The following is a 21,926-nucleotide window of genomic DNA, read 5'->3' on the forward strand; positions in this document are numbered from 1 at the left end:
AAATGTGGGATTTTCATGTGAATTCTGTGAAAATTTCCTTATTCAATTTGCCATCGAAATTATTTCATTATACAATAATCATGGTCGTGAACCGAAGGAGGAAATTATGACTCAAAAACATAAAGCTCTTTCCAGTTCATTAACGATCGTTACCTTGCTTACATGCTTTACCACTGCGGCGATCACTTCTCCGATCCGAGCCGAGGGTGAATCCGAAGCAGACGTCAAGCCAACGATCCGTCTGGAAATTAACGACCTGAATGCCGCTGATAAAATTAAAACAGCGTTATTTCAGGAAGCCGCTGTCAGTGTCCCGGCCGAAGAAACGACATTGATGGCCCCGGCCGCTGATCTGACGAATGCCGAAATTAAAATCGATCAGTTAGACTTGAGCAAAATTGGACAACAGGATGTCATGGTTCATTTGACGCTGAACAACAGCGCTGCGCAGAACAGTCTGCTGCAGACAACCTTGTCGCGCGAAGTGACCCTGGACATTCAGGATACAACCGCTCCGGTCATTGAATTAAAGTATCCGCACATCCGTTTGGAATACGAAGAGGAATGGAATCCGCTGGATTGGGTGGAATCTGTTTCCGACAACAGTCTGGAACCGTTAGACATCCAGCAGCTGTGGGTAGAGAATTATGTCGACGCTTCTCAAAGCGGCGAATATGAAGTTTATTTCTCGATCGCTGACGCTTCCGGCAACGTGGGTTTTGCCACGCTGGGCGTCCAGGTCAAGGAAAAACCGAAGCCGAAATCCAGCGGCGTGGTCGCTGGCGACGCGATTACATCCATGTTGAACCTGATCAACAATGCCCGCGCCGATGCCGGTTTGGATCCGTTGTCGCTGGGCGATGAAAACGCGCAGGCGGCGATTGGCGTCCGCGCTTCGGAAGCGGCAGGTTATGTTTCCCACAAACGTCCGGATGGTTCCCATTATAAAACGGCGTTTGATGAATACGGCGTTTCTTACAGTCATCCGCTGGAGATTCTGACCTACGCCGGCAGCACTGTGCAGGATAAATTCAACTGGTGGATGAATTCTTCAGGCCATCGGGCGATCATCCTGAGCAGCAGCTCGACAAAGATCGCAATCGGCTACTCCGGTAAGATGTGGGCAGCGATCGCCTATCAATAACAAACCCGGAAAGGGATGTTCTTCTTGATGAAGATCATCCTTTTTTCTTTTTCCTCGAGGAACACGCTGTAATAAAAGCAGACAAGGGACGTGATCGGAAGGAAGGTTTTTGATTTGAACGGCAGTCCGCATGTAAAAAACCGCACCTGTACGACGCCGCAGGAGATCGAGAAGCTATTCCATCAGGAAAGCTTGCAGACGATAAGTCAGCTCCTCTGCAGCATGCGCGATCTTCTGCCATGTCTGAAATCGGGCAGGACTCAGCTGCCGATGCTGGGAAAGGATCGCCCGATTTTGATCCATTTCATTGGTCATCTCTCCTGAAAAAAAATCTGGATGTCCAGATTTTTTTACTTATGCCTGTGCTCTCTCTTTCCGATGGATAACCGTTTACTCCGCCGCTTTCCGCGCCAGTGCCAACGCCTGCGCCACCGTTGCGACACTGCAGGAAGCCTGCGCCTGAATAGCCGGGGCCGCATGGTCGATGCAATAGCTTAACGGAATGACCTTGAACATCGACAAATCGTTTTCATTATCCCCGACCACCGCAATCTCGTCTTTGTGAATTCCTGCCGCCCACGCCAGTTCCAGAATACCGCTGCCCTTGTTGATCCCGACCGGACTCACGTCCAACATATCCACATCCGAAGCCGCAATCTCAAACCGACCGTCAAAGGCGGCGTGCAAGAGCCGCGACGCTTCGCTGTGCTGGGCGGGTTCCACAAACAAGCTGATCTTTGAACAGCGGCCCGAGCGCGAGGCAAAATCCGCAAATTCCAGCCGCCAGTTCTGCCGGATAACCGGACTGTCCGGCGTTAACCGCTGGGGATAAGTCGCTTCGCTGCCAAAACCATAGGAACCGCCATCATCCCCGCGGGTGATCAGGGAACCGTTGATCCGATGTTTCTGAATGAATTCTGCCAGTTCCGCAAAGTCGTCAAACTCCATCCAGTGCTCGTTAATTTTTTCTCCGTCTTCATTTAAAATGATAAACCCGTTCATTCCGATCGCAGCGACCGGAACCCCCAGTAAACCGCTGATCAGGGTCTGAGCGTCCGCTCCCCGCGAGCTGGCGATCGCCACATGCCCGCCTTCGTTGACAAACGCCGTCAGAGCTTCCCGGTTTTCATCACTGATCCCGGCTGACAGCTCGTTTCCAATTTTCAGCAATGTTCCATCCAGATCGGTAACCAACAATTTGAGCATTTTCTGTCCCCTCTACCTTTTTTCTGTTCCTTTTCATTCTCTTTGCTTTTCATTGTACCTGAATTTGCCAAAAAGAAAAAGAGGTTTTCCTCTTTCCCTTACTCACAAACGCCGGCGGCTTATCCGCCCCAGAGCTGCGATGAAAAACAATCCCATGAACACGGCGAACACGCCGACGCTGAACAGATCCAGCCCTTTTCGGATGATCGGCCAGGTCGTCGCCTTAAAGCTGATATCATTGACTGCCAGTTCCTTCTCCATCGCCTGCCGGGCAATTTCCACGCCGTTTTTATTCAGGATTGCGTAAGCCTGAACCGTGTCCGGATCCTTTTCATTCTCGACGATTACGCTGGCGGTATACTGACTTTCATCGTCGTCAGCCTGCGCGAGAATCTTGAAATCATAGCTCATTGTAAACTTTGCCGTGGCCCACAGCTGCCCGCGCTTTTTGATCTCCACCGTCTTTTCTTCAAAGGAAGAGGCGGGAATGGTGATCTGCTTGTAGTTGGCAAAGCCATAGTCGAACAATGTCCGGGTATCGGTATAGCGGGCGTTCTTATTGGAATTCTTCAGAACGACCGCGATCAGATTCACGCCGTCTTTGGAGGCGGTGGTCACGATCGTGTAGCCGGCATCTTCCGTCCAGCCGATCTTGCCGCCGGTGGCATATTCATAGAAAAACTCGCCTTTTTTCAGCATATCGTTGCCGGAAGCGAAGTAACGGACGTCCTTCTGCTTGTTCGTCGGCTGCATTTCATATTTCACCGTGCCGAAGATCTCCGCGAAATCCGCGTTCTGAATCGCCATCCGGGTAATCATCGCCATGTCGTAGGCGGTGGTATAATGGTCCTCATCCGGCAGACCATGCGCGTTGGCAAAATGGGTGTTCTTCGCCCCGGCCGCCGCAGCTGCCTCGTTCATCATCTCCGCAAATTCGCTCTGAGATCCGCCGATCGCTTCGGCCAGAACGTTGCTCGCGTCATTTGCACTGGCCATGATCGCCGCGTAACAGGCGTCTTTTAACGATAATTCTTCGCCATAATCCAGCCAGATATGACTGGATTTGCGGTCGATGTTGTCAATCGCCGTATCCGTCGCTGTCAGGATCTGATCGGGATGCCCCTGACTTAAGGCAAGATAAACCGTCATAATTTTTGTAATACTGGCAGGATAATGGCGATCGTCAGCGTTTTTCTCATACAGCACCGCGCCGCTGTCGGCGTCGATCAAAACCGCCGATTCGCCATCCAGATTCAGTTCTTCTTCGGCTTTGACCGGTATCGCCGGGATCATGCCGATGACCAGCGCCCAGGCCGCCAGTGCTCTTATCCATTTTCTCACGCTCATCCCACCTTTTGTTCTGTTTCGCATAGACTTCTTTATTTTACACCATAACCGCCGGCCTGGCGAGACGAAAATAACCGCGGCGGCGGTTATTGGCGAAGCTGTTCAAATAAACTTTCTGTTCGTGTTCCTTCGTTTTTAAGCACCCGGATCAATAACAGCCGGTCAATTCCAGACGGACTGGCTACGGTCAGCGCCAGATCAGGTTCCGCCTCCAGAGCTTTCCCGGATATCGGATCCGCCTCCAAGCGGCTGGCGTTCAAAAACGGCTGCACCTTGCGGATTTGCGCCCGGGGCAAACAAAGAATTTGTTCACCCTCAATTCGAAGTTCATTGTCCGTAATCGTCAGAACGGCCGATTGTGAGTCCATTTTCCAGTCGTCCATGACTTCGACAAAGAAGCGGCTGACTGTCCGGCTTATGTTTTTCATCTTATCCTCCCTTTTTTACGACGCGATTTTCAACATACCCATTCAAACGTGTCTTTCCTTATCTCTATTATTGCAGAAAGAGAGCGAAAAGGGTAGTCATTTATGGCTTAAACTTGATCCCCCTGCCATTTTCCAAACGTCATTCGGACTTCGAACAGTATTCAGCTGAAAAAGGAGTCCAAGCCATGCAAAAAAAGCTGACCTCTTCGCAGGAGTCAGCTTTCCAAATCAGCCTGGCTGTCAGTTTTTCTGGCTGCGGCCTAAAATCCGCAGAACATACAGGAAAATATTGATGAAGTCGAGATACAGATCCAGTGCGGAATAGATGGAAATCTTATCCAGCATTTCCGGTTCCGATTCGCAGGCATAATACATCGCTCTCATCTTCTGCATGTCGTAGGCGGTCAAGCCCAGGAAAATTCCGATCATGATATAATTCATCACCATCGAAATGGCGTCCAGATTGATGAACCAGCCGACGATCGTGATGACGATCATCGTGATCAGTCCGGCCATCAGAATCGGGCCCAGACCGCTTAAATCTTTCTTTGTGGTCATGCCGATGACGGCCATGCTTCCAAACATCAGCGCGGTGAACCCAAAAGCGATAAACATCGTGCCGAAGCCATAGGCCAGCGGCAGAATTGAGAACGTAATACCGGTCAGCGCCGAATACGCAAGAAACAACAGCTTCGCCGTCGACGGCTGCATTTTAGCCAGCTTGCCGGTCAGAAAAATAACCACGCCCAGCTGTGCGACCAACAACACCAACGGCGCCAACGAGAACGAATAAATCGTAATCCACAGCCCGCTGAACAGAGTAAGAAAAGCAACAATCGCCGTGACGGCCAAACCGGCAGTCATCCATAAAAACGTATGGGTGAGATGCTGCGAAAGGCTGACGCCTCCTAAGGACGAAACAACTTCCTGACGATCCATAATATATCCTCCTTTATTTCATAGAAATCGAAGACAACGCCGTCTCCGATCCGTTGTTAATAGAATACCACTCAATGACGCCGCGATCAATATCCAATACTGCGCGATACTTCGCCGAAGCTCGGTCCAGTCCCTGATTTTCATCCTCATTGACATAGCTCAGCTCATTTTCATCATAAAACATCAATTCCTCAGACGAGATCTGCGAAAGAACGTTGGAATAATATTCCGCCATGCAGATTTCCTCCACGTTGTCCTCGCTTACATCTTCCGACGCTAACAGAATATCGCTCCAGCTGCTCTCCTCGTCGCCATTGAGCGTGAATTGATAACGAGCTTCCGTTGCGGCATAGCTTAACGAGTAGTATTCTGCGACAGAATAATCGTAGCTGCTGGCAGCCCCTTCGACATAGTCGTTCAGGAAACAGTATTCATAAGGCTTCGCCAGCGGAATTTCAAGAGTGCCTAATTCTTTGTTGTTTTCATCGTAGACCACCATCTGACCGTAGAAGAAATACGGTGTTCCGTTGTAAATGGCGAACCTCGTCTGATTGTTTTCACTGGATACAATCAACGGTTCAATCGAATCCTCATCGCCGTCTGTCTCGACGATCAACCCTTTGGCAATCTGCTGAAACTGATCGTCTTTGACCGTTGCGATATACGCGTCAACCTGACGGTCTTTCGTCTTTGGTTTCTGCGGCTGGCTCACGATATTCGGCGTTGTTTTCGGCGCGGATGTGCGCGCTGGCAGCAGGTTATAGATTACAGAGAACACGACGACCATTCCAACAACGCCCAGGATCGCCGCAATGGTTTTCTTACCGCTTTGGCCCTGCTCCTGCCGCAGAATCCGGTCCCGGCGAGCCTGACGATCTTCCACAGCCGGATTGACCGGTGTCTTATCGGCAAACTCTCCGGCTGTATTTTCCGGCGTCTCCAACGGCGGGAACCACTGATCCAGCGCATCCGTAACCCGCTCGAAATCGCCCTTGCGGCTGCAGATAATCTTATACTTTTTCTTCGGTCCGACAAACAACAGAATCATCGGATAGCTGCGGCCTTTCTGATAGTAGCTCGTTTCCTCGACATGGTCGATACTGCGGCGGTGCAGCGCGAAATTGGAACCGTACAGACCGCTGACAATCCAGTTCTTACTCATCGAAATCTCTTTGGTCACGAACTCAAATTCTTCCTCTTCGTTCAATTCGATTCCCAAATCCTCGCATTGGCGCTTAACCATTTTGCCGATCCGCAGATACGGAACGCTGCCGATCAGTACGAAGATCAACATGATTATTCCGAACATCAGCACCATCGCCACAACCATCATCAGCGCCTGCTCGACGCCTTCGCCAAGCATGATCAGCCCGAAGACGGCGGTAACGCCGAAAAAGATGGCTGCCAGCAAGGCAAGCGTCTGCGCCATGCCCCGGCGGGCCAGTTTCTTGATTTGCTTCATAAAATACCCCCTCAACGGTGGTATTATATCGAAAACTGACAGCGATGAGTACACTTATTTCAGTAATTTCATCCTTCTTTCGTAAATTTTAATCCTTTGTTCAGTTTTTAATCCTTCCGACGTTCAATTTCTTGAAAACAACCTTCTTTTTGGCTTATTTATCCCTGACGAAGAGTGAAGAATGTTTCTTTGCCGAATGAGTAAGAAGAAAAAGACTTGCCGCCTTTTGCCCGATCAGTTCAGGCAAAATCACAGACAAGCCTTCTTGTTTTTACTATTTCCACCGTTTCCTTTGAATTTTCATTATCCTTATCAGCTTTACTTTCGCAGGCTGAAAAGCTCAATCTGGCAAACTCATGGGAAATCCCGAGAAGAATGCGGCTCTTCCTTCAACCGGAACCGCTGAAAGCTTTCGTTCTTTCCGCCTATTCTTCGATGGAATTGATCAGTGCCTGAAACACCACCGAAGCGCAGGTCAGCCCGGCGGCGGCCGGCACAAAGATCGTACTGGCCGGCGGATATTTCTGCTTCAAGGTTTGTCCTTCGGCGTTGACCAGCTGATTCTGCGTGCGCGGCAGCTCCCTGGACCAGACAACCGGGATCTTCGCAGTGAAGCCCTGCTTGCGCACCATCTGGCGAAGGGCCCGGGCGAGCGGATCATTGCAGGTTTTATCCAACGTCGTGACGGTCAGCTGGGTCGGATCAAACCGATTTGCCATCCCCAGCGAGCTGATGCACGGCACAGAATGACGCTGCGCCATTTCAATTAACGCCAGCTTGCTTGACAGCGTGTCGATCGCGTCGATCACGTAGTCGATCTTCTGATCGAACAGGCTCTCGCTCTGCTCGTTGAAAAACGCGTTCACCGCCTGGACTTCGCATTCCGGGGCAAAGCTGCGGATGCGCGCGGCCATGACTTCGGTTTTCGATTGGTTCAAAGTATCCAGCGTGGCGATGATCTGACGGTTGAGATTGCTGGGGGCGACCGTGTCCGCGTCGACCAGAATCAATTTTCCGATCCCGCTGCGGCCCAGCGCCTCCGCGGCATACCCGCCGACCCCGCCGATGCCGACGATCAGCACGCACGCCTGCTTCAGCCGTCCGATCGCGGCCGGACCGACTAACAATTCCAGTCTTTGCAGCGGTGTTTCCACGCACATTCCTCCTTCAGCCAGTTGGCAATTTCCTCCACTGCCTGTTCTTTCTCGCCCGGCTGATCGACCGCCGCCCAGCGGATCGGCGTCTGCCGGGTAAACCAGGTCATCTGACGGCGCGAAAATTGCCGGGTATGCGTTAAAATCTGTTCCCGCGCCTGATCAATCGTTTCCCTGCCTTCAAAATAGCCGCGCCATTCCTTATAGCCGATGCCCTGCATCGACTGATCGTCAAAGCTGACGCCCTGCCGCAATAAGCCGCGGATTTCCTCGATCAGCCCGGCGGCGATCATTCCGTCGACGCGTTTTTCAATCCGCTCTATCAGCGCCTGCCGTTGGCAAGTCAGGCCGCAAATGAACGTGTCATAAATCATTCTGTGTTCCTGCCGGCTTTCCAGCTCGCTTTTCGTCGTCTGCGCCAGCTCGTGAATCACCAGTGCACGGACGATCCGGCGCTTATTGTGGGGATGAATCTGATCTGCGGTTGGCGGATCAACCTGTTTCAGCCAGGCATACAGCTCGGCTTCATCGCGTTGCTCCAGTTCTTCGCTCAAGCTTTGCGCACGCGGGTCTTCAGGTTGAAACTGATAATCATACAATGCCGCTTTGATATACAAACCCGTGCCGCCGACGATCATCGGCAGCTTGCCCCGGGCACTGATCGCTTCAATCGCTGCGCGCGCTTCCCGCTGGAAATCCGCGACGCTTGTTTTTTCTTTCGGATTCCGCGTGTCGATATTGTAATGCGGTACGCCCTGTTTTTCCGCTTCGGTAATCTTCCCCGAGCCGATATCCAGCCCGCGGTAGACCTGAATCGAATCGCCGCTGATAATCTCACCATGAAACCGCTTTGCCAGTTCAATCGAAAACGCCGTCTTGCCGACGGCGGTCGGACCGACGAGTACCAGCACTTTCTTCATCGCTGGAACTCCTTGATCAGCTGCTTTTCCGTGATGGTGATGAACGTCGGCCGGCCGTGCGGACAATGATACGGCTGTTCGCAGCGCGCCAGCTGTTCGATTACCTCCTGCATTTCGCCTAACGACAATACGCGGTTGAAGCGGATCGAGTGATGGCACGCGATCGTTGCCAGCCGATGCCGCTGCAGATCCTCGGCACGGACTTCGCGGCCGTCTTTCCACAAATCCAGCACGTCCTGTAAGAACGCCTGTTCGTCAATTTCACTCATCCAGGCCGGCAGCTGACGGCAGATCAAACTGTTCTGACCGAAGTTTTCCAGATGGATGTGCATCGGTTCCAGCAGTTCGTTCATTTCCTGCAGCCGGGCCGCCACGGACGCGCTGCCTTCCAAAATGATCGGCACAAGCAGCTCCTGCATTAAAGGTTCCTGATCCAGGAAGCGCTGCTGGACTTCTTCAAAATGGACACGTTCCTGCGCGGCATGCTGATCGACAATATAAAGCGCGTGTTCGTCCTGAGCGAGAATGTATTTGCCATGCATCTGCGCCAGCACCTGCATCTGCGGGAAGGTTTGTTTTGGAACCGAGCGCAGCGCTTCGGCCGAAGCTTCTGTCGACTGAACCCGGGGATCCAGCGGCTCCGGCTTTGGCAGCTGATCGGAAAGGCTGTCCGCGGATGAGGTCTTTGCGGTTGGCTTCGGCGTCGTTAACGGCGAACCTTCCCGGTTTTCCACCTCTGTTTTTTTAATCAGGGCTTCAGGCTCCGCTGGCAAGACTGCGGATTCTTCCGCTTTTCCAGCAGCTTCCGGATTCTGCGTTATTTCCCGGGAAAGCGACGCGGCGATCTGTTCCCGTTCGCGCTGTTTGCTCATCAGGGCCACCTGTCTGCGCCATTCGTTAGCTTCGACGGAATCCTCGCGCACCTGGTTGGCGGGAACAGCCGCGGGCGTTTCAAACAGCTGCGGCATTTCCACTTTCTCCCGCGGCGTTTCCACGCGCATCACCTCCGGCGCCTGCATGTGCTCGCGCAGGGTGCGGGTCAGCGTATCGCGGATTAAAAATTCCAGCTGCTGCTCCTTGGAAAGCCGGATTTCCCATTTAGATGGATGGACGTTCACATCGCACAGATGGCTGTCCATCTCGATATCCAGCACAACAATCGGATAGCGATCCTGCGGAATATAGTTCTTATAGGCTTCCAGAATCGCTTTCTGAATCCGGTAGGAGCGGATCATCCGGCGGTTGATGAAGACGGTCATATAATTGCGGCTGGCGCGGGTCTGCGCCGGCAGCGCCATTAAACCGCGGACCGTGTAATCGAAGTCCTGTCCTTCCACCTCGATGCACTGACGGGCCAGATCGCGGCCATAGATGATCGCCATAACTTCCAGCAGACTGCCATTGCCGGCGCTGCGGAACACTTCCTTGCCGTCGTGGACAAGCCGGAACGCAACGTCCGGATAGCTCAGCGCAAACTTCTGAATGACGTCGAGGATCAGCGAGGTTTCATACGGAATCGACTTGAGATGCTTCAGCCGGGCCGGTGTTTTCTGAAACAGGCCGCTGACCGTGATCTGCGTTCCCTGATTGCAGGGGTAAGGCCGCGCGGACTGGCGCTGACCATAGCGGATTTCCACACGCGTGGAATCTTCGCCGTTGTTGGTCAAAAGCGTCAGATTGGAAACAGAAGCGATCGAAGGCAGCGCTTCACCGCGGAAACCCAGCGTGTGAATCGCCCACAGATCTTCCGTCGTCTTGATTTTACTGGTGGCATGCCGTTCAAAGCACAGACACGCGTCTTCCCGATCCATCCCGACGCCGTTGTCGATCACTTCCATCAGCTCGGTGCCGCCCTGGTTGATGTTGACTTCAATCCGGGTCGCTTGCGCGTCCAGCGCGTTTTCAACCAGTTCTTTGATAACGCCCATCGGCCGTTCGACGACCTCCCCGGCGGCGATCATGTTGGTTAAATGCGCGTCCAGCTGCTGTATTTTTGCCATCGTGGATTCACCCTCCTGTTCTGTGAAGCTGTTTCCGATTGATTCCCCGAGGATGCGATAAATTCAGGGAACCGGTCATCTTTTTCAAGTGCTCCGGCGAACTGCCGGTTTGCCTTATCTTTTATTGTCCATGCCGCATCTTTTATTGTCCATGCCGCAGAAACTCGTAAAACGCGAAACCGATCGAGATGATCGTCAACAGCCCGACGATCATTTCCGACAAACTGTTGGCATACTCTGCCTGCGCCGGATCGGCCAGCGCCAGCACCAGAAAATACAGGCACCAGATAAAGCCGAGGATCAGCATCGCAAAGGTGACATAGGTCAGAATCCGCGAACCGGTCTTCCAGCGCCGGCGGCCTTGTTCCAGCTGCTTAGGCGTATAGGTGAAATCCGGATGGTTGCGGCGGCGCAGCGTCTGCCGGACTGCGCTGGCGATCAAGCCGAGAATTAAACCCTGACTTAACGCCAGGCAAAGCATTCGAAACATCTTCATCGCTTTTCCTCGTTTCTGGTTTTACTTTCGTTATTTTCGGTTTTACTTTCGTTATTTCTGATTTGACTTTCGCTTCTTTCCCGACAGCGAAAGCGGCGTGAGACTGATCGCAGTCAGCTGTTATGCTTTCTGCGCTTCCTTCAGTTCCTGCTGCAAGTCCATGATCATCTGCAGCGCCTGAATCGGCGAGAGCTGATTGGGATCGACCATCTCCAATTTATCGAGCACGCCCTGTTCCTTGACCGGCGCTTTGACCATTTCGACGATGCCCAGCGACTGCTGGACGACGCGTTTTTTCGATTCGTATTCTGCTAACAGATCGCCGGCCCGTTCCAGCACCGCTTCCGGCAGCTTTGCCAGCCGGGCGACGTTGATGCCATAAGACCGGTCGGCTTTGCCTTTTTTAACGCGGTACATAAAGGTGACATCGCCATTGTCCTCATGCACCTCGACATGCACGTTCTTCACCACCGGCAGACTTTCATCCAGACTGGTCAGTTCATGATAATGTGTGGAGAACAGCGTCTTCGCGTGAATGCAGACGGCGATGTATTCGATCATGGCCTGAGCCAGCGCCATGCCGTCATACGTGGAAGTGCCGCGGCCGATTTCATCAAACAGGATTAAGGAATGCTCCGTGGCCTGAGATAACGCGTTGTTCGCTTCCGTCATTTCCACCATGAACGTCGACTGTCCCGACAGGATGTCGTCGCTGGCGCCGATACGGGTAAAAATCTTATCGAAAATCGGCATTTCACATTTCTTCGCCGGCACAAAGCAGCCGATCTGCGCCATCAGGATGATCAGCGCCACCTGCCGCATATAGGTACTTTTACCGCCCATGTTCGGACCGGTAATGATCAGGATCTGATTTTCTTTATCCATCGCCAGACTGTTGGAAACATAGCGGTTAGGACTGATCTTTTCCAGAATCGGATGGCGGCCTTCCTCAATTTTCAGCTCGTCCTCCGTGAAGAGGGGACGAACGTAGCCGTTATCCGCGCTGATCGAGGACAGGGCGTAATAGACGTCCATATTCGCCAGCATCAAGGCCAGTTTCTGCAGCTTCGGCAGATAGCTGCGGATCTGTTCCAGCAGGTTGGCGAACAGCTCGGTTTCCAAACGAATGGAGCGCTCCTCCGCATGCAGGATCGCGTCTTCCTTTTCCTTCAGCTCGGAGGTGATGTAGCGCTCGGCGTTGGTCAGCGTCTGCTTGCGGACATAGCCGTATTCTTCCTTGACCTGCGCTGATGCGCCCTTGGACACTTCAATATAATAGCCGAACACCCGGTTGTAGCCGATTTTCAGCGTCTTAATTCCGGTCCGCTCGCGTTCGTAGTTTTCCTGTTGGAGAATCCAGGTTTTACCTTCCTTCTGGGCGCTGCGGTATTCGTCCAGCTGTTCGCTGAAGCCTTCCGCAAACATCCCGCCTTCCTTGACGGACACCGGTGGATTCTCAACGAACGCCCCGTCCAGCAGCTCCGTCAGCGACAGGCAGCAGTCGACGTCCCGGTATTCCTGAAAAACCGGCGCATCCTGAAACAGCGCCAGGATTTCCGGCACCTGGCTCAGCGTTTTCTGCAGACGCTGGCAGTCGATCGCATTGGCAGAACCATAGGCCACTCTGGCAATCAGCCGTTCCATATCATAGATCTGGTTCAGCTTGTCCTTGAGATCCTCGCGGACAAGATAGTTTTTCATTAAGTATTCGATCCGGTCCTGGCGGAACAGGATTTTCTTTTTATCTACCAACGGCCGTTCAATCCATTTTTTTAACAGGCGGGAACCCATTGCGCTCTGGCAGCGGTCGAGAAACGACCACAGGGTCTCCGATTTGCTTTGCGTGCGCAGGGGAGCGACCAGTTCCAGATTCTGCTGGGTTGAGAAGTCCATATACAGCACGTCGTTTTCATTCTCAATTTCGACAGTCTGGAGATGATGCATCATCCGCTTCTGCGTTTCGATCAGGTAATTGAGCATCAGCCCGTAGGCTTCCCGCTGCGCCCCGTCGCTCACTTCCTCGCACAGCGGCAGGTATTCCTCGCCGATCTGGTCTTCGGCACAATAGGAAATCGCCACGGCGGACAGATCGCGGACTGCACGGATAAACTTCTCGTCGAAGCCTTCCTTCACGACGATCTCGCGAATATTGTTTTTCAGCAGCGTCTGCTGCAAATGGAGAATGTTGCGCGGAATATGCGTTACCGTCGTTTCGCCGGTCGACATTTCGCAGATCGACAAGGCGAATCCATATTGATAGTCCACGACGGCCGCCAGATAAATGCTGGAGCGTTCGTCAAACAGTTCGTCGATCACCGTGCCGGGCGTCACGACCTTGATCACATCGCGCTTTACCAGTCCCTTGGCTAAAGCCGGATCTTCCATCTGTTCGACAATCGCCACCTTGTAGCCTTTCTGAACCAGACGCTGTATATAGCCCGTCACGGCGTGAAACGGCACACCGCACATCGGCACGCGGTCCTTCACCCCGGCGTTTCTGCCGGTCAGCACCAGGTCCAGCTCACAGGACGCGATCTTGGCATCCTCAAAAAACATTTCATAAAAGTCGCCCAGACGATAAAAAACCAGGGCGTCCTGATAATTCTTTTTAACCTCGAGATACTGCTGCATCATCGGCGTATATTGTTCCATACTTTCACCTCTAAAAAAACTGTTCTTATTATACCATCATTTTTTCTGCAGGTCAGGGGAGTTTTGGGTTTATAATAAGGAAAATGGAGGTGCGGATATGAGAATTTGCACGATTTTAGGCAAGGGCTATGAGGAGATCGAAGCGATCGGCACGCTGGCGTTATTGAAGCGCAGCGGACTGGAAGCGGATCTGTTTGGAATCAACGGAGAAAAGACGACGGGCAAGCATGATCTGCCGATCTGCGGCCTGCTTCCGTTATCCGACTTGAACCCTGAAAATTATGATTGCCTGCTGCTGCCGGGCGGGCCGCATTATGCTTTGTTGGAAAGCAGCGAGGATGTGAAACAGATCATCCTGAAATTCAAAGCGCTGGATAAGCCGATCGCGGCGATCTGCGCGGCGCCGACGATTCTGGGACATCTGGGCTTGTTGAAAGGGAAGCGGTACACCTGCTTCACAAGCATGAACGAGGACTTCGGAGGTACGTATGTTGATCAATACACCGTCACCGACGGCAATCTGATCACCGGCCGCAGCGCGGCGGCCACGATTGATTTCGCGTTTGCGATCATTGAGAAGCTGCAGGGAACTGAGCAGAAAGAATTCATTCAGAAACAGATTTATTATTGATCAGGAAGGCTGCAGGCAGCCGGACTTTCATCGAAAGCCTGAATTTTGATGCGAAGTGTCATCAAATCGCAAAAGACACCCGGATTGTTTTTCATCCCGGGTGTCTTTTCATCATAACGAGAGCTCCCCCTCCTGTGGCGTTCTCCCCAATCGTTAAAGGCCACGAATCTATCCCTTCGTGGCCTGATTAAAGCTTGAATCTATTTTTCTGATCAGTCGCTCAGACGGAGCGCTTGGCTGCATTTTTGCCCGCCAGGCGGCCGAAAGTAGCTGTTCTTCCAGCAGCCGCACCGGCCAGAAGATTCGGATAACTGGTGGCGAAATAACCTCCAGTACAGTCGCCTGCAGCATATAAGCCTTCAATCGGCTGCATGTTTTCGTCCAGGACATTCATGTCGCAGTTAACCTTAACGCCGTCAAACGTATTGATGAAATAGCCGCCGCTCATGCGGATGCCTTCAAACGGCGCTTTGCGCATCTGCGAAAGCCGGAATGCTTCCTTGCCGAAATCCGGATCCTCCTGATTGTCATATAATTCATTGTAGCGCTGACAGGTTGCGACGAAGTTTTCTTTGGGAAGTCCAAGTTTTTCAGCCAGCTCTTCTAACGTATCTGCGCTGACAATATAGCCGTCTTCGCGAGCCTGCGGCAAAACTACGCCGTCGATGTACTGAATCGGCATAACCGGTTCGGTACCATTGGAATGCGGGAACATTCTGGAACAGCCGTGAGTATCGAAGCGTTCAATATCCGCAACATAGTCAGCATCCCAGACCATGCAGTAGGTATGATGAGGAAGATTCAGCGAATCATGCAGGATATGATCGTAAAAACCACTTTCATTTGTAAAACGTTGACCCTTCAAATCAACCTTCAGGAATGGCTGCGAGCCCATCCAGAACATATAACCTTCCTCATTGCCGACCGCATCCGGCTTGATTGCGCCGCGATCGAAAACAACGGAGCCATGAACGTCATCCATTTTAGCTCCGGCCCACAGCATCGCTTTAATTCCTTCTCCTGTCGATCCCGGGAAAGAGCTGTTGTTGTTGTCATAAAGCAGTGTTTCCGGCTGGAGAGCCTGCAGCATTTGCGGATTCAGGCTGTAGCCGCCAGTGCAGACAATAACCCCTTTGTGGGCAATATATTTCACAAAACCGTCTTGCGTCGAAGCAATGACGCCGGTTACCTTTCCTTCTTCCTTGATCAAAGCTTCCATTTTGGTTTCATAATGGATCGTTAATCCCAGGCCGCTGGCGTATTTCTTTAAAACGCGGGCGGAATTGTTCGGGTCGTAGGCGTTGGTTCCCAGCTGCAGCGTGTGACCCGTGTCAAATGCTGCATAACGCATCTTTTCTGTTTTCCCGTCAATTTCGTGTAGAAACTGCCAGCCCTCTTCATTGAGCCGCTCAGTAAACCAGTCGATCATCTCGCCAGAATGGTCGGCCCAGGTGTTATACAACCGCATATCGCCATATCCGTTCGATACGCGGTACAGTTCAGTGATCACTTCCAGCCGATCCGGATTATCGTTATTGGCAATCTGTTGTTTGGAATTGATGGCTCCCAACGTATCGCGGATCCCGGAGCCTCCGAATTCTTCGCTGAATTTTTCAATTAAAATGGTTTTGGCTCCTTCTTCGACCGCCGCCGATGCGGCAAAAAGGCCCCCGTTTCCAGCGCCAATGACTAAAACATCCGTTTCATAGGTTTTGACGAAATCGCTTTCTTTGAATTCCGGAGCCTTGCCCAGCCAATCGGAAGCGGCAGGTGCTTCAGTAGGAGACGGTTGCTGGGAAGCGTCTTTGTTTTCGCTGGAACAGCCGGCAAGCAGTCCCGCGGCGGCAAGACCTGCCGCAGACAATGCAGCGCCTTTGAGAAACTCACGGCGTGATACAGTTTTCATGATCTTCTTTCCTCCTCGTTTGTGAAAAAATCATCCAGTTAGAGGATAACATCTTTTCAACCAAGACAAAAGCAGTTATAATGATCACACAAACGCAGGAAAAACCTGCGGTTGGAGGAGATTATGGATATTCAATCGCTGCGTTATTTTTCCGCAACTGCACGAACGCTGAATTACACAAAAGCGGCGCAAGAGTGCTATATCAGTCGGCAAGCGCTTCGTCAGCAAATACAATTCTTAGAACTCGAGCTTCATTGTCGTTTGTTTCAAAACGACCACAACCGGATCACATTAACCGCCGAAGGGAAATATCTTGCCGAACAAAGTCTTCCCCTGTTGAAAGAGTTTGACCTGCTGCAAAAGAAAATGGCGGCCCTGAATCCGCAGTTTCATCAGCTGCAGCTGGGCATCTGTTCCTCGATGATTCCGTTTCAGTTTCAGGTCAGCGACGCTGAATTTTCAGCTTATGAAAAGCGGGCAGACCTTCATATTGAACGGCACTTTTTAGAATTGGACGAATGCCTCAGCCAGCTTCGCAAGAAGCAGCTGGATGCGGCGCTGATCTTTCAATTTGATGATGACATGTCAGAATTCAATAAATTTCCAATTTTTGAATGTCCGGTTTATTGTACGCATAGTTCCAAACTGGACTTTAAAAAATCCTGCTTAACCCTCGATGACATTTTGCCCTACCGCTTTTTCGGCATGGGCAGCCTTGAAAATACATATCCGCCCCTGTTTCGCGACCTGAAGAAAAGGGGACAGTCTTTTCTATTTGAAAACAGCCCGAATACGATTGAGACTTTTTATCGAATTTCAGCGAATGAAGGCATGATTTTTGATCTTTTAATCGAAGCCTTTCCGCTGCCGGGATTAACCATGACGCCGTTTCGTGATTATCACTGGTTCGTTGGATTGCTTGTGCGGCGAGACTATGTGAACCAGAAAGCGGCTGAAAATCTGGCTGACTTTTTGAGATCACGATATCCACAGAAAAGACAGATGTAGTCCGGGATGAATAAACAGCCCTTCGTGCATCAGATTTCGTTTCCCTGCCCCTCAGTTTCCCCAAATACTTTATGAAATGGAAGTCTTAAAATTGTTATTATCCCGATCACGGGTAAATTTCATTTTTTGCTTTGTGAGCAGCAGTGAAAATATCGTTGATATTTTTGTCAGGCTAAAAGCGAAGTATCTTTCCCTGTCTTTTTAAAAATTGTTCATAGCATATCTATATTCATCGTTTCTCCAATATGCCGGAGTCGGGTGAACAGGAATACTATCGGCTGTTCATTAATAAAATCTTTGATCAGCTTCTTTGATCTGCATAGCAAGATTTAAAAGAAGCGAAACGATAATCCGGGATTCCCACAGGCAGCGGCCGCCTCTCTGCTTGTTTTGATTTTCGAAAAACATCTCATGCTTAACAGCTTGAGATCGTCCTCTTGCCTCTTTATGAATAAGAACCCAATCCTCATTAGTAAAACGATTTTTGGTAGATAGAAGCCACGCTGTCAATGAGTTCCTGAGTTATTTCGATTTTAGTATAATAGCGAAATATTATAGCTCTGTTTTCGAAAAGCAGATAAATTGTATTATTCGGTATGCCATAGGATGTGAGTTCAACATCAAACGTCTGACTTGAATAGGCCAATTCCGATCCCCATTGTTCAGCGTCTAATTCATGCATATCTTCAAGATAGTGTTCAAGATCTTGCTTTTGAAACGTATTTTGATGAACGCTTATTCCCATCTCACGCAGATAGCCAACCACAGGATTTATATTTTCTTGGTAATCAACCACTTGAACATTAAATCTAACATGTTGATTGGCAGCCGGATCCATTCCCAAGAGGATACATTCAACTCGTTTATTTCCTAATCCATCAGTCCAGCTATGATTTTTTTCTACGCTTTCATCCATAAAGCCAAAATCCGATAGATGAATTATTAGCGGAGTTTCCTGGCTTATAGATTGATTCCTGGTCATTGCCGTAAAACCATAAGTTGCTAAGAAATATACCAAAAAACAAAGAGGAACCACTCTAAGGTGCCGAACTTGATCATAAGACCATCCATGACGATATAAGAAGTTTTTCATTTTTTACCCTTCGATTATTGTAACTCTATTGTTTGATTGCGTGTTTGGAACTATCCAAAAGATAAGCTTCAGGAATCTTGATTAAGCCTGTTTTTTAATAGCCAAGTTGATTGGCGAAGCAGGATAATCTTTTCCTCAGTCTACCTCCCTGTTGATTTTATTTTAGCATAAAATGATAAGATCCTTATTTTTTGTTTTGAATAAATAAAAAAGGGATTGTCCCGATCTCTCGTATCGTTTCAATCCCAAGTGTTTTCGATTATGCGCTGCGCTTCATTTCCTTTATCCGCTTGTTAATCTCATTTTTAATAATCGTGCTGCCGGCCCCAAAGTTAACGGAATATCCGGCACGGCTCTCTACCACCCGGCTGGCTCCCAAGCGCTGAATCTGTGAGAAGTTGATCAGCGAGGAATCCACAACCTGAATGGTTAACCGCGTCGGCGAGGAATGCATCATCTTGATGTTTTCCAATCCGCCTACCGCTAAGATAAAGCCTTCTACCCGCCGCTTGCTGGCGCCGGTATTGAATAAGTCCAATGCCAGATATTTGAAGTAGAAACGAGTGAACGCAAAGTAGAGCACAAACAGAATCACGCCGACCAGGAAAATCATCCGAATTGTGTGCTGCATATTGGGATTCCGCACATACAGCATAAAATCAAATAAGGTTCCCGGCATGGCGGTGACGGTGCTGCCGGTATAACTGAAGCCCAGTGTCACGCTCATCGACTGGAAGATACCGAACAACGCACCGGTCATGACCAGATGGAAGACAAATAACAACGGGGTCAGAATCAACAGATACAGCTCAAGCGGAAGCAGTGTGCCCGTGACTAACGACACCAGAATTGCCAGCAGGAAGAACAGACGAATCCGCCGTTTTTCCATTTTATCCGTAAAGATCGTATAGAATCCGATCAACATGCCCGGTACCGCAAACAGGTTCAAAACATAATACGGCGTGATCAGCCGGCCGACGCCGCTGGGCGTGATCAGACTGTTCATCTGCGCCGTCCAGATTCCCACGTCGCCCATGTAATTGACGCCTAAATTATTAATCCAGGTACCACCCTGTTCGCCATACCAGAACAAGGTGCGCATCAGCGCGCCGAGATTCAGATCCGCCAAGATCCGGTCCATGACGCCGTAAACAAACAGGTTCATCGGATTGGTAATATCGGTAGCGATGAATTCAAAGATCGTATTGAGAAGATTGAGCACGATCGGCCACAGCCAGACAAGCGCAAAGCCGGTGATCATACATAAAATCAACGTTAAAATCAAACCCCAGGTATCGCGGTCGACAAACGAGAAGAAACCATAAATCGACTTCGTCCGTGACTTGGAATACGCGATCCGCGATGCCAGAACGACCGCGGCGCAGGCAAAGAACCCCGTCTGCAGCGGATAGCGGGTTCGGTCAAACAGGGATGAAGAATAGCTTAATCCCAGAATCGCCGAGGAGGCCGACGTCGGCAGGCCCGCCGGCTGAAACAGCATCGTGATGACCAGCACCAGCACATAGCCGGTGATTCCGATCATGATCGGAACCGACGAATTGCTTTTCGTCGCTAAAAACTTTATCATGACAAAGAAAGGAAAATTGACGATAATAAAACTGCCCGTCCGTTTGAACAGATCCGCCAGCAGCAGGATATTGCGGTCGTTCACCGACCAGAACACCGATAAGCTCTGATTAGTAATCAAGGTTCCAAGCCCCGTCAGGATGATTGCCACAAACAGCATTTTCAATGGAAATTGAATGATTTCTAACAAAGAATGCCATCTTCTCATACCATCACCTCGCCTATTATGATACCATTATTGTACATCAGATTCAAATGAAAGGAGTGGTTTGACTTTCATGAAAACCAAGTTTGCTGAAACACAGGCGGATTTCTTCCGGATTGTCAGAATCCGCACAGAAGTCTTTGTCATAGAACAACAGGTCGACCTGCATATTGAACAGGATCAGGACGACGATACCGCCATGCACTGGCTGGTGGAAAACGAGGCGGGCGAAGCGGTTGCCTGCTGCCGGGGGCTGGACTTCGGCGAGGAAATCCATATCGGACGGGTAGCCGTCCTGAAGCCTTACCGTGGGCAGCATGTCGGAGCGTTGATGATGCGTGAGATTGAAAAAGATCCGCATCTGGCACGCTTTAAGAAGATCGTTTTGCATGCTCAGGCGCAAGTTGAAGGTTTCTATGCATCACTGGGATATACCACGGTGTCCGAGCCGTTTTATGAGGCCGGCATTCGTCACGTCACGATGGAGAAAGTGCTATGAGCCAACAGCCGGAACGGATCCACAAGAAATTCCATATCGACCGGACGCTGATGCTGCTGCTTTTAGCGATGACCTGCGTTTCGTTATTGGCAATCTACTGCGCCGATCCGATCATGGCGACGCGCTTGCAGGGTACGCATCTGTGGCTGAAACAGGGCATGTGGTATGCGATCGGCTTTCTGATGCTGGCCTTTCTGACGCGGTTTGGCAGCGACCGGTTATTTACCGGGGTCAAAATCTTTTACTGGATTCTGATGGTGCTGTTAGCGATTTTACTGGTGGATAAGTATGTGATCAACCTGCCGGACCGGTTTATCCGACCGATCAACGGAACGACGGCCTGGTATCAGATCCCCGGGTTGGGCACCTTTCAGCCCAGCGAGTTCATGAAGGTCGTGCTGATCATCATGGTTGCCAATATTATCCACGAGCATAACCTCGGGAAGACGGAAATGTCGTTTGCGAGTGATTTCAAATTGTTTTGGGAAGTCGGCAAGATCGCCGTCCCGCCGCTGATCCTGATCTTTTTAGAACCGGATACCGGCATCCCGCTGATCATCATCGTCAGTATCCTGGTCATGCTGGCGGTCTCGGGCGTCCGCAAGGAATGGGTCTGGCTGGGCGCGGCCGGTTTAGTCATCGGCTTCGGCGGACTGATCTTCATGTTCAAGTTTTATCCGAATCTTTTATCCTCCATCTTAGGCGGAGGTTATAAAATGCGGCGGATTTACGGCTGGCTGGAAACGGAGAAATACATCAATACCTGGGGCAACCAGCTGTATACCTCGTTATTAACGATCGGTTCCTCCGGCTTAACGGGCCATGGCTTCCGCGAAGTCCTGATTCGTTTTCCAGAGCCGCAGACTGACTTCATTTTCTCTGTCATTGGTCAGAATTTCGGATTTCTCGGCACGACTTCGGTCGTCGCGTTATTGACGGCGTTCGATTTAAAGCTGATCAGCATCGCCTCGCGGCATGATCAGCCGCGCGAGCGGTATATGGTCGCGGGGATGATCGGCATGTTATTGTTTCAGCAGCTGGTCAACATGGGCATGATCACCGGTTTGTTTCCAATCACCGGCATTACGCTGCCGTTTATTTCCTACGGCGGCTCAAGTATGTTGTCGTATATGATTCCGCTGGCAATCGTGTTCCAGATGAGTTCAGAAAACAAGAGCCGGCTGATGCACTAGCTTAAGCCCCTGTCCCAATGCCGGGAATGCAGAAAATGATAAACGGAAGATCAAAG

At 50.8% G+C, this 21,926-nt stretch carries 19 protein-coding genes; 5 read left to right on the forward strand and 14 right to left on the reverse strand.

All coding sequences use genetic code 11. From position 1 onward, the window contains the following. The first annotated feature begins 106 nt into the window (after positions 1 to 106). Positions 107 to 1,144, forward strand: a complete 1,038-nt coding sequence (locus I2D94_RS14245) for a CAP domain-containing protein (protein ID WP_072685366.1) — start codon at positions 107 to 109, stop codon at positions 1,142 to 1,144. Positions 1,145 to 1,318: 174 nt separating this feature from the next. On the opposite strand, the gene I2D94_RS18535 is transcribed toward I2D94_RS14245, so the two are convergent. From I2D94_RS18535 to mutS, 11 genes are all read right to left on the reverse strand, one after another. Continuing rightward, positions 1,319 to 1,447 (reverse strand): hypothetical protein, encoded by a 129-nt coding sequence (locus I2D94_RS18535; RefSeq protein ID WP_255524748.1) that lies wholly within the window; start codon positions 1,445 to 1,447, stop codon positions 1,319 to 1,321. 87 nt (positions 1,448 to 1,534) lie between these two features. After that, entirely contained in the window at positions 1,535 to 2,350 is an 816-nt protein-coding gene (locus I2D94_RS14250; protein WP_195397389.1) for an HAD-IIB family hydrolase, read from the reverse strand. A gap of 102 nt (positions 2,351 to 2,452) precedes the next feature. Continuing rightward, positions 2,453 to 3,691 carry a D-alanyl-D-alanine carboxypeptidase family protein gene (locus I2D94_RS14255; RefSeq protein WP_195397390.1) on the reverse strand — a complete coding sequence of 413 codons (1,239 nt, stop codon included), beginning with the start codon at positions 3,689 to 3,691 and terminating at the stop codon, positions 2,453 to 2,455. A 92-nt stretch (positions 3,692 to 3,783) separates the two neighbouring features. Further along, positions 3,784 to 4,125 carry a hypothetical protein gene (locus tag I2D94_RS14260; protein ID WP_195397391.1) on the reverse strand — a complete coding sequence of 114 codons (342 nt, stop codon included), beginning with the start codon at positions 4,123 to 4,125 and terminating at the stop codon, positions 3,784 to 3,786. 240 nt (positions 4,126 to 4,365) lie between these two features. Continuing rightward, positions 4,366 to 5,064 (reverse strand): Bax inhibitor-1 family protein, encoded by a 699-nt coding sequence (locus I2D94_RS14265; protein ID WP_072685361.1) that lies wholly within the window; start codon positions 5,062 to 5,064, stop codon positions 4,366 to 4,368. Positions 5,065 to 5,077: 13 nt separating this feature from the next. Beyond that, complete coding sequence (locus tag I2D94_RS14270) at positions 5,078 to 6,526, reverse strand: phage holin family protein (RefSeq protein WP_195397392.1); 1,449 nt, start codon at positions 6,524 to 6,526, stop codon at positions 5,078 to 5,080. Positions 6,527 to 6,951: 425 nt separating this feature from the next. Beyond that, positions 6,952 to 7,686 carry a ThiF family adenylyltransferase gene (locus I2D94_RS14275; RefSeq protein ID WP_195397393.1) on the reverse strand — a complete coding sequence of 245 codons (735 nt, stop codon included), beginning with the start codon at positions 7,684 to 7,686 and terminating at the stop codon, positions 6,952 to 6,954. After that, positions 7,647 to 8,600, reverse strand: a complete 954-nt coding sequence (gene miaA, locus I2D94_RS14280; protein WP_195397394.1) for a tRNA (adenosine(37)-N6)-dimethylallyltransferase MiaA — start codon at positions 8,598 to 8,600, stop codon at positions 7,647 to 7,649. The genes I2D94_RS14275 and miaA overlap by 40 nt, the downstream gene beginning before the upstream one ends. Beyond that, positions 8,597 to 10,600, reverse strand: a complete 2,004-nt coding sequence (gene mutL / locus I2D94_RS14285; RefSeq protein ID WP_195397395.1) for a DNA mismatch repair endonuclease MutL — start codon at positions 10,598 to 10,600, stop codon at positions 8,597 to 8,599. Before mutL ends, miaA begins: the two co-directional genes overlap by 4 nt. A 142-nt stretch (positions 10,601 to 10,742) precedes the next feature. After that, a complete protein-coding gene (locus I2D94_RS14290; RefSeq protein WP_195397411.1) occupies positions 10,743 to 11,096 on the reverse strand; it encodes a transporter in 354 nt (117 codons plus the stop codon). 120 nt (positions 11,097 to 11,216) lie between these two features. Beyond that, a complete protein-coding gene (gene mutS / locus I2D94_RS14295) occupies positions 11,217 to 13,748 on the reverse strand; it encodes a DNA mismatch repair protein MutS (protein ID WP_195397396.1) in 2,532 nt (843 codons plus the stop codon). A gap of 97 nt (positions 13,749 to 13,845) precedes the next feature. Between mutS and I2D94_RS14300 the strand changes: the two genes are divergently transcribed. Then, positions 13,846 to 14,379 carry a DJ-1/PfpI family protein gene (locus tag I2D94_RS14300; RefSeq protein ID WP_195397397.1) on the forward strand — a complete coding sequence of 178 codons (534 nt, stop codon included), beginning with the start codon at positions 13,846 to 13,848 and terminating at the stop codon, positions 14,377 to 14,379. A 220-nt stretch (positions 14,380 to 14,599) separates the two neighbouring features. Here I2D94_RS14300 and I2D94_RS14305 read toward each other — a convergent pair whose 3' ends face one another. Continuing rightward, the gene (locus I2D94_RS14305; RefSeq protein ID WP_195397398.1) at positions 14,600 to 16,285 is read right to left on the reverse strand and encodes an FAD-dependent oxidoreductase; all 1,686 of its coding nucleotides are present in this window, start codon (positions 16,283 to 16,285) and stop codon (positions 14,600 to 14,602) included. A gap of 123 nt (positions 16,286 to 16,408) precedes the next feature. Here I2D94_RS14305 and I2D94_RS14310 point away from each other — a divergent pair, with 123 nt between their 5' ends. Then, entirely contained in the window at positions 16,409 to 17,293 is an 885-nt protein-coding gene (locus tag I2D94_RS14310) for a LysR family transcriptional regulator (RefSeq protein WP_195397399.1), read from the forward strand. A 469-nt stretch (positions 17,294 to 17,762) separates the two neighbouring features. Here I2D94_RS14310 and I2D94_RS14315 read toward each other — a convergent pair whose 3' ends face one another. Then, positions 17,763 to 18,386, reverse strand: a complete 624-nt coding sequence (locus I2D94_RS14315; protein ID WP_195397400.1) for a hypothetical protein — start codon at positions 18,384 to 18,386, stop codon at positions 17,763 to 17,765. Positions 18,387 to 18,645: 259 nt separating this feature from the next. After that, the gene (locus I2D94_RS14320) at positions 18,646 to 20,181 is read right to left on the reverse strand and encodes a hypothetical protein (RefSeq protein ID WP_195397401.1); all 1,536 of its coding nucleotides are present in this window, start codon (positions 20,179 to 20,181) and stop codon (positions 18,646 to 18,648) included. A gap of 70 nt (positions 20,182 to 20,251) precedes the next feature. On the opposite strand from I2D94_RS14320, the gene I2D94_RS14325 reads away from it, so the two are divergent. Both I2D94_RS14325 and I2D94_RS14330 read left to right on the forward strand, forming a co-directional pair. Further along, positions 20,252 to 20,677: a GNAT family N-acetyltransferase gene (locus I2D94_RS14325; RefSeq protein ID WP_195397402.1), complete on the forward strand. Its 426-nt coding sequence runs from the start codon at positions 20,252 to 20,254 to the stop codon at positions 20,675 to 20,677. After that, positions 20,674 to 21,870 carry an FtsW/RodA/SpoVE family cell cycle protein gene (locus I2D94_RS14330; protein ID WP_195397403.1) on the forward strand — a complete coding sequence of 399 codons (1,197 nt, stop codon included), beginning with the start codon at positions 20,674 to 20,676 and terminating at the stop codon, positions 21,868 to 21,870. Before I2D94_RS14325 ends, I2D94_RS14330 begins: the two co-directional genes overlap by 4 nt. Positions 21,871 to 21,926 lie beyond the last annotated feature (56 nt).

Origin of the sequence: Holdemania sp. 1001302B_160321_E10, from assembly GCF_015552275.1 — a bacterium.
Classification (GTDB): Bacteria; Bacillota_I; Bacilli_A; order Erysipelotrichales; family Erysipelotrichaceae; genus Holdemania.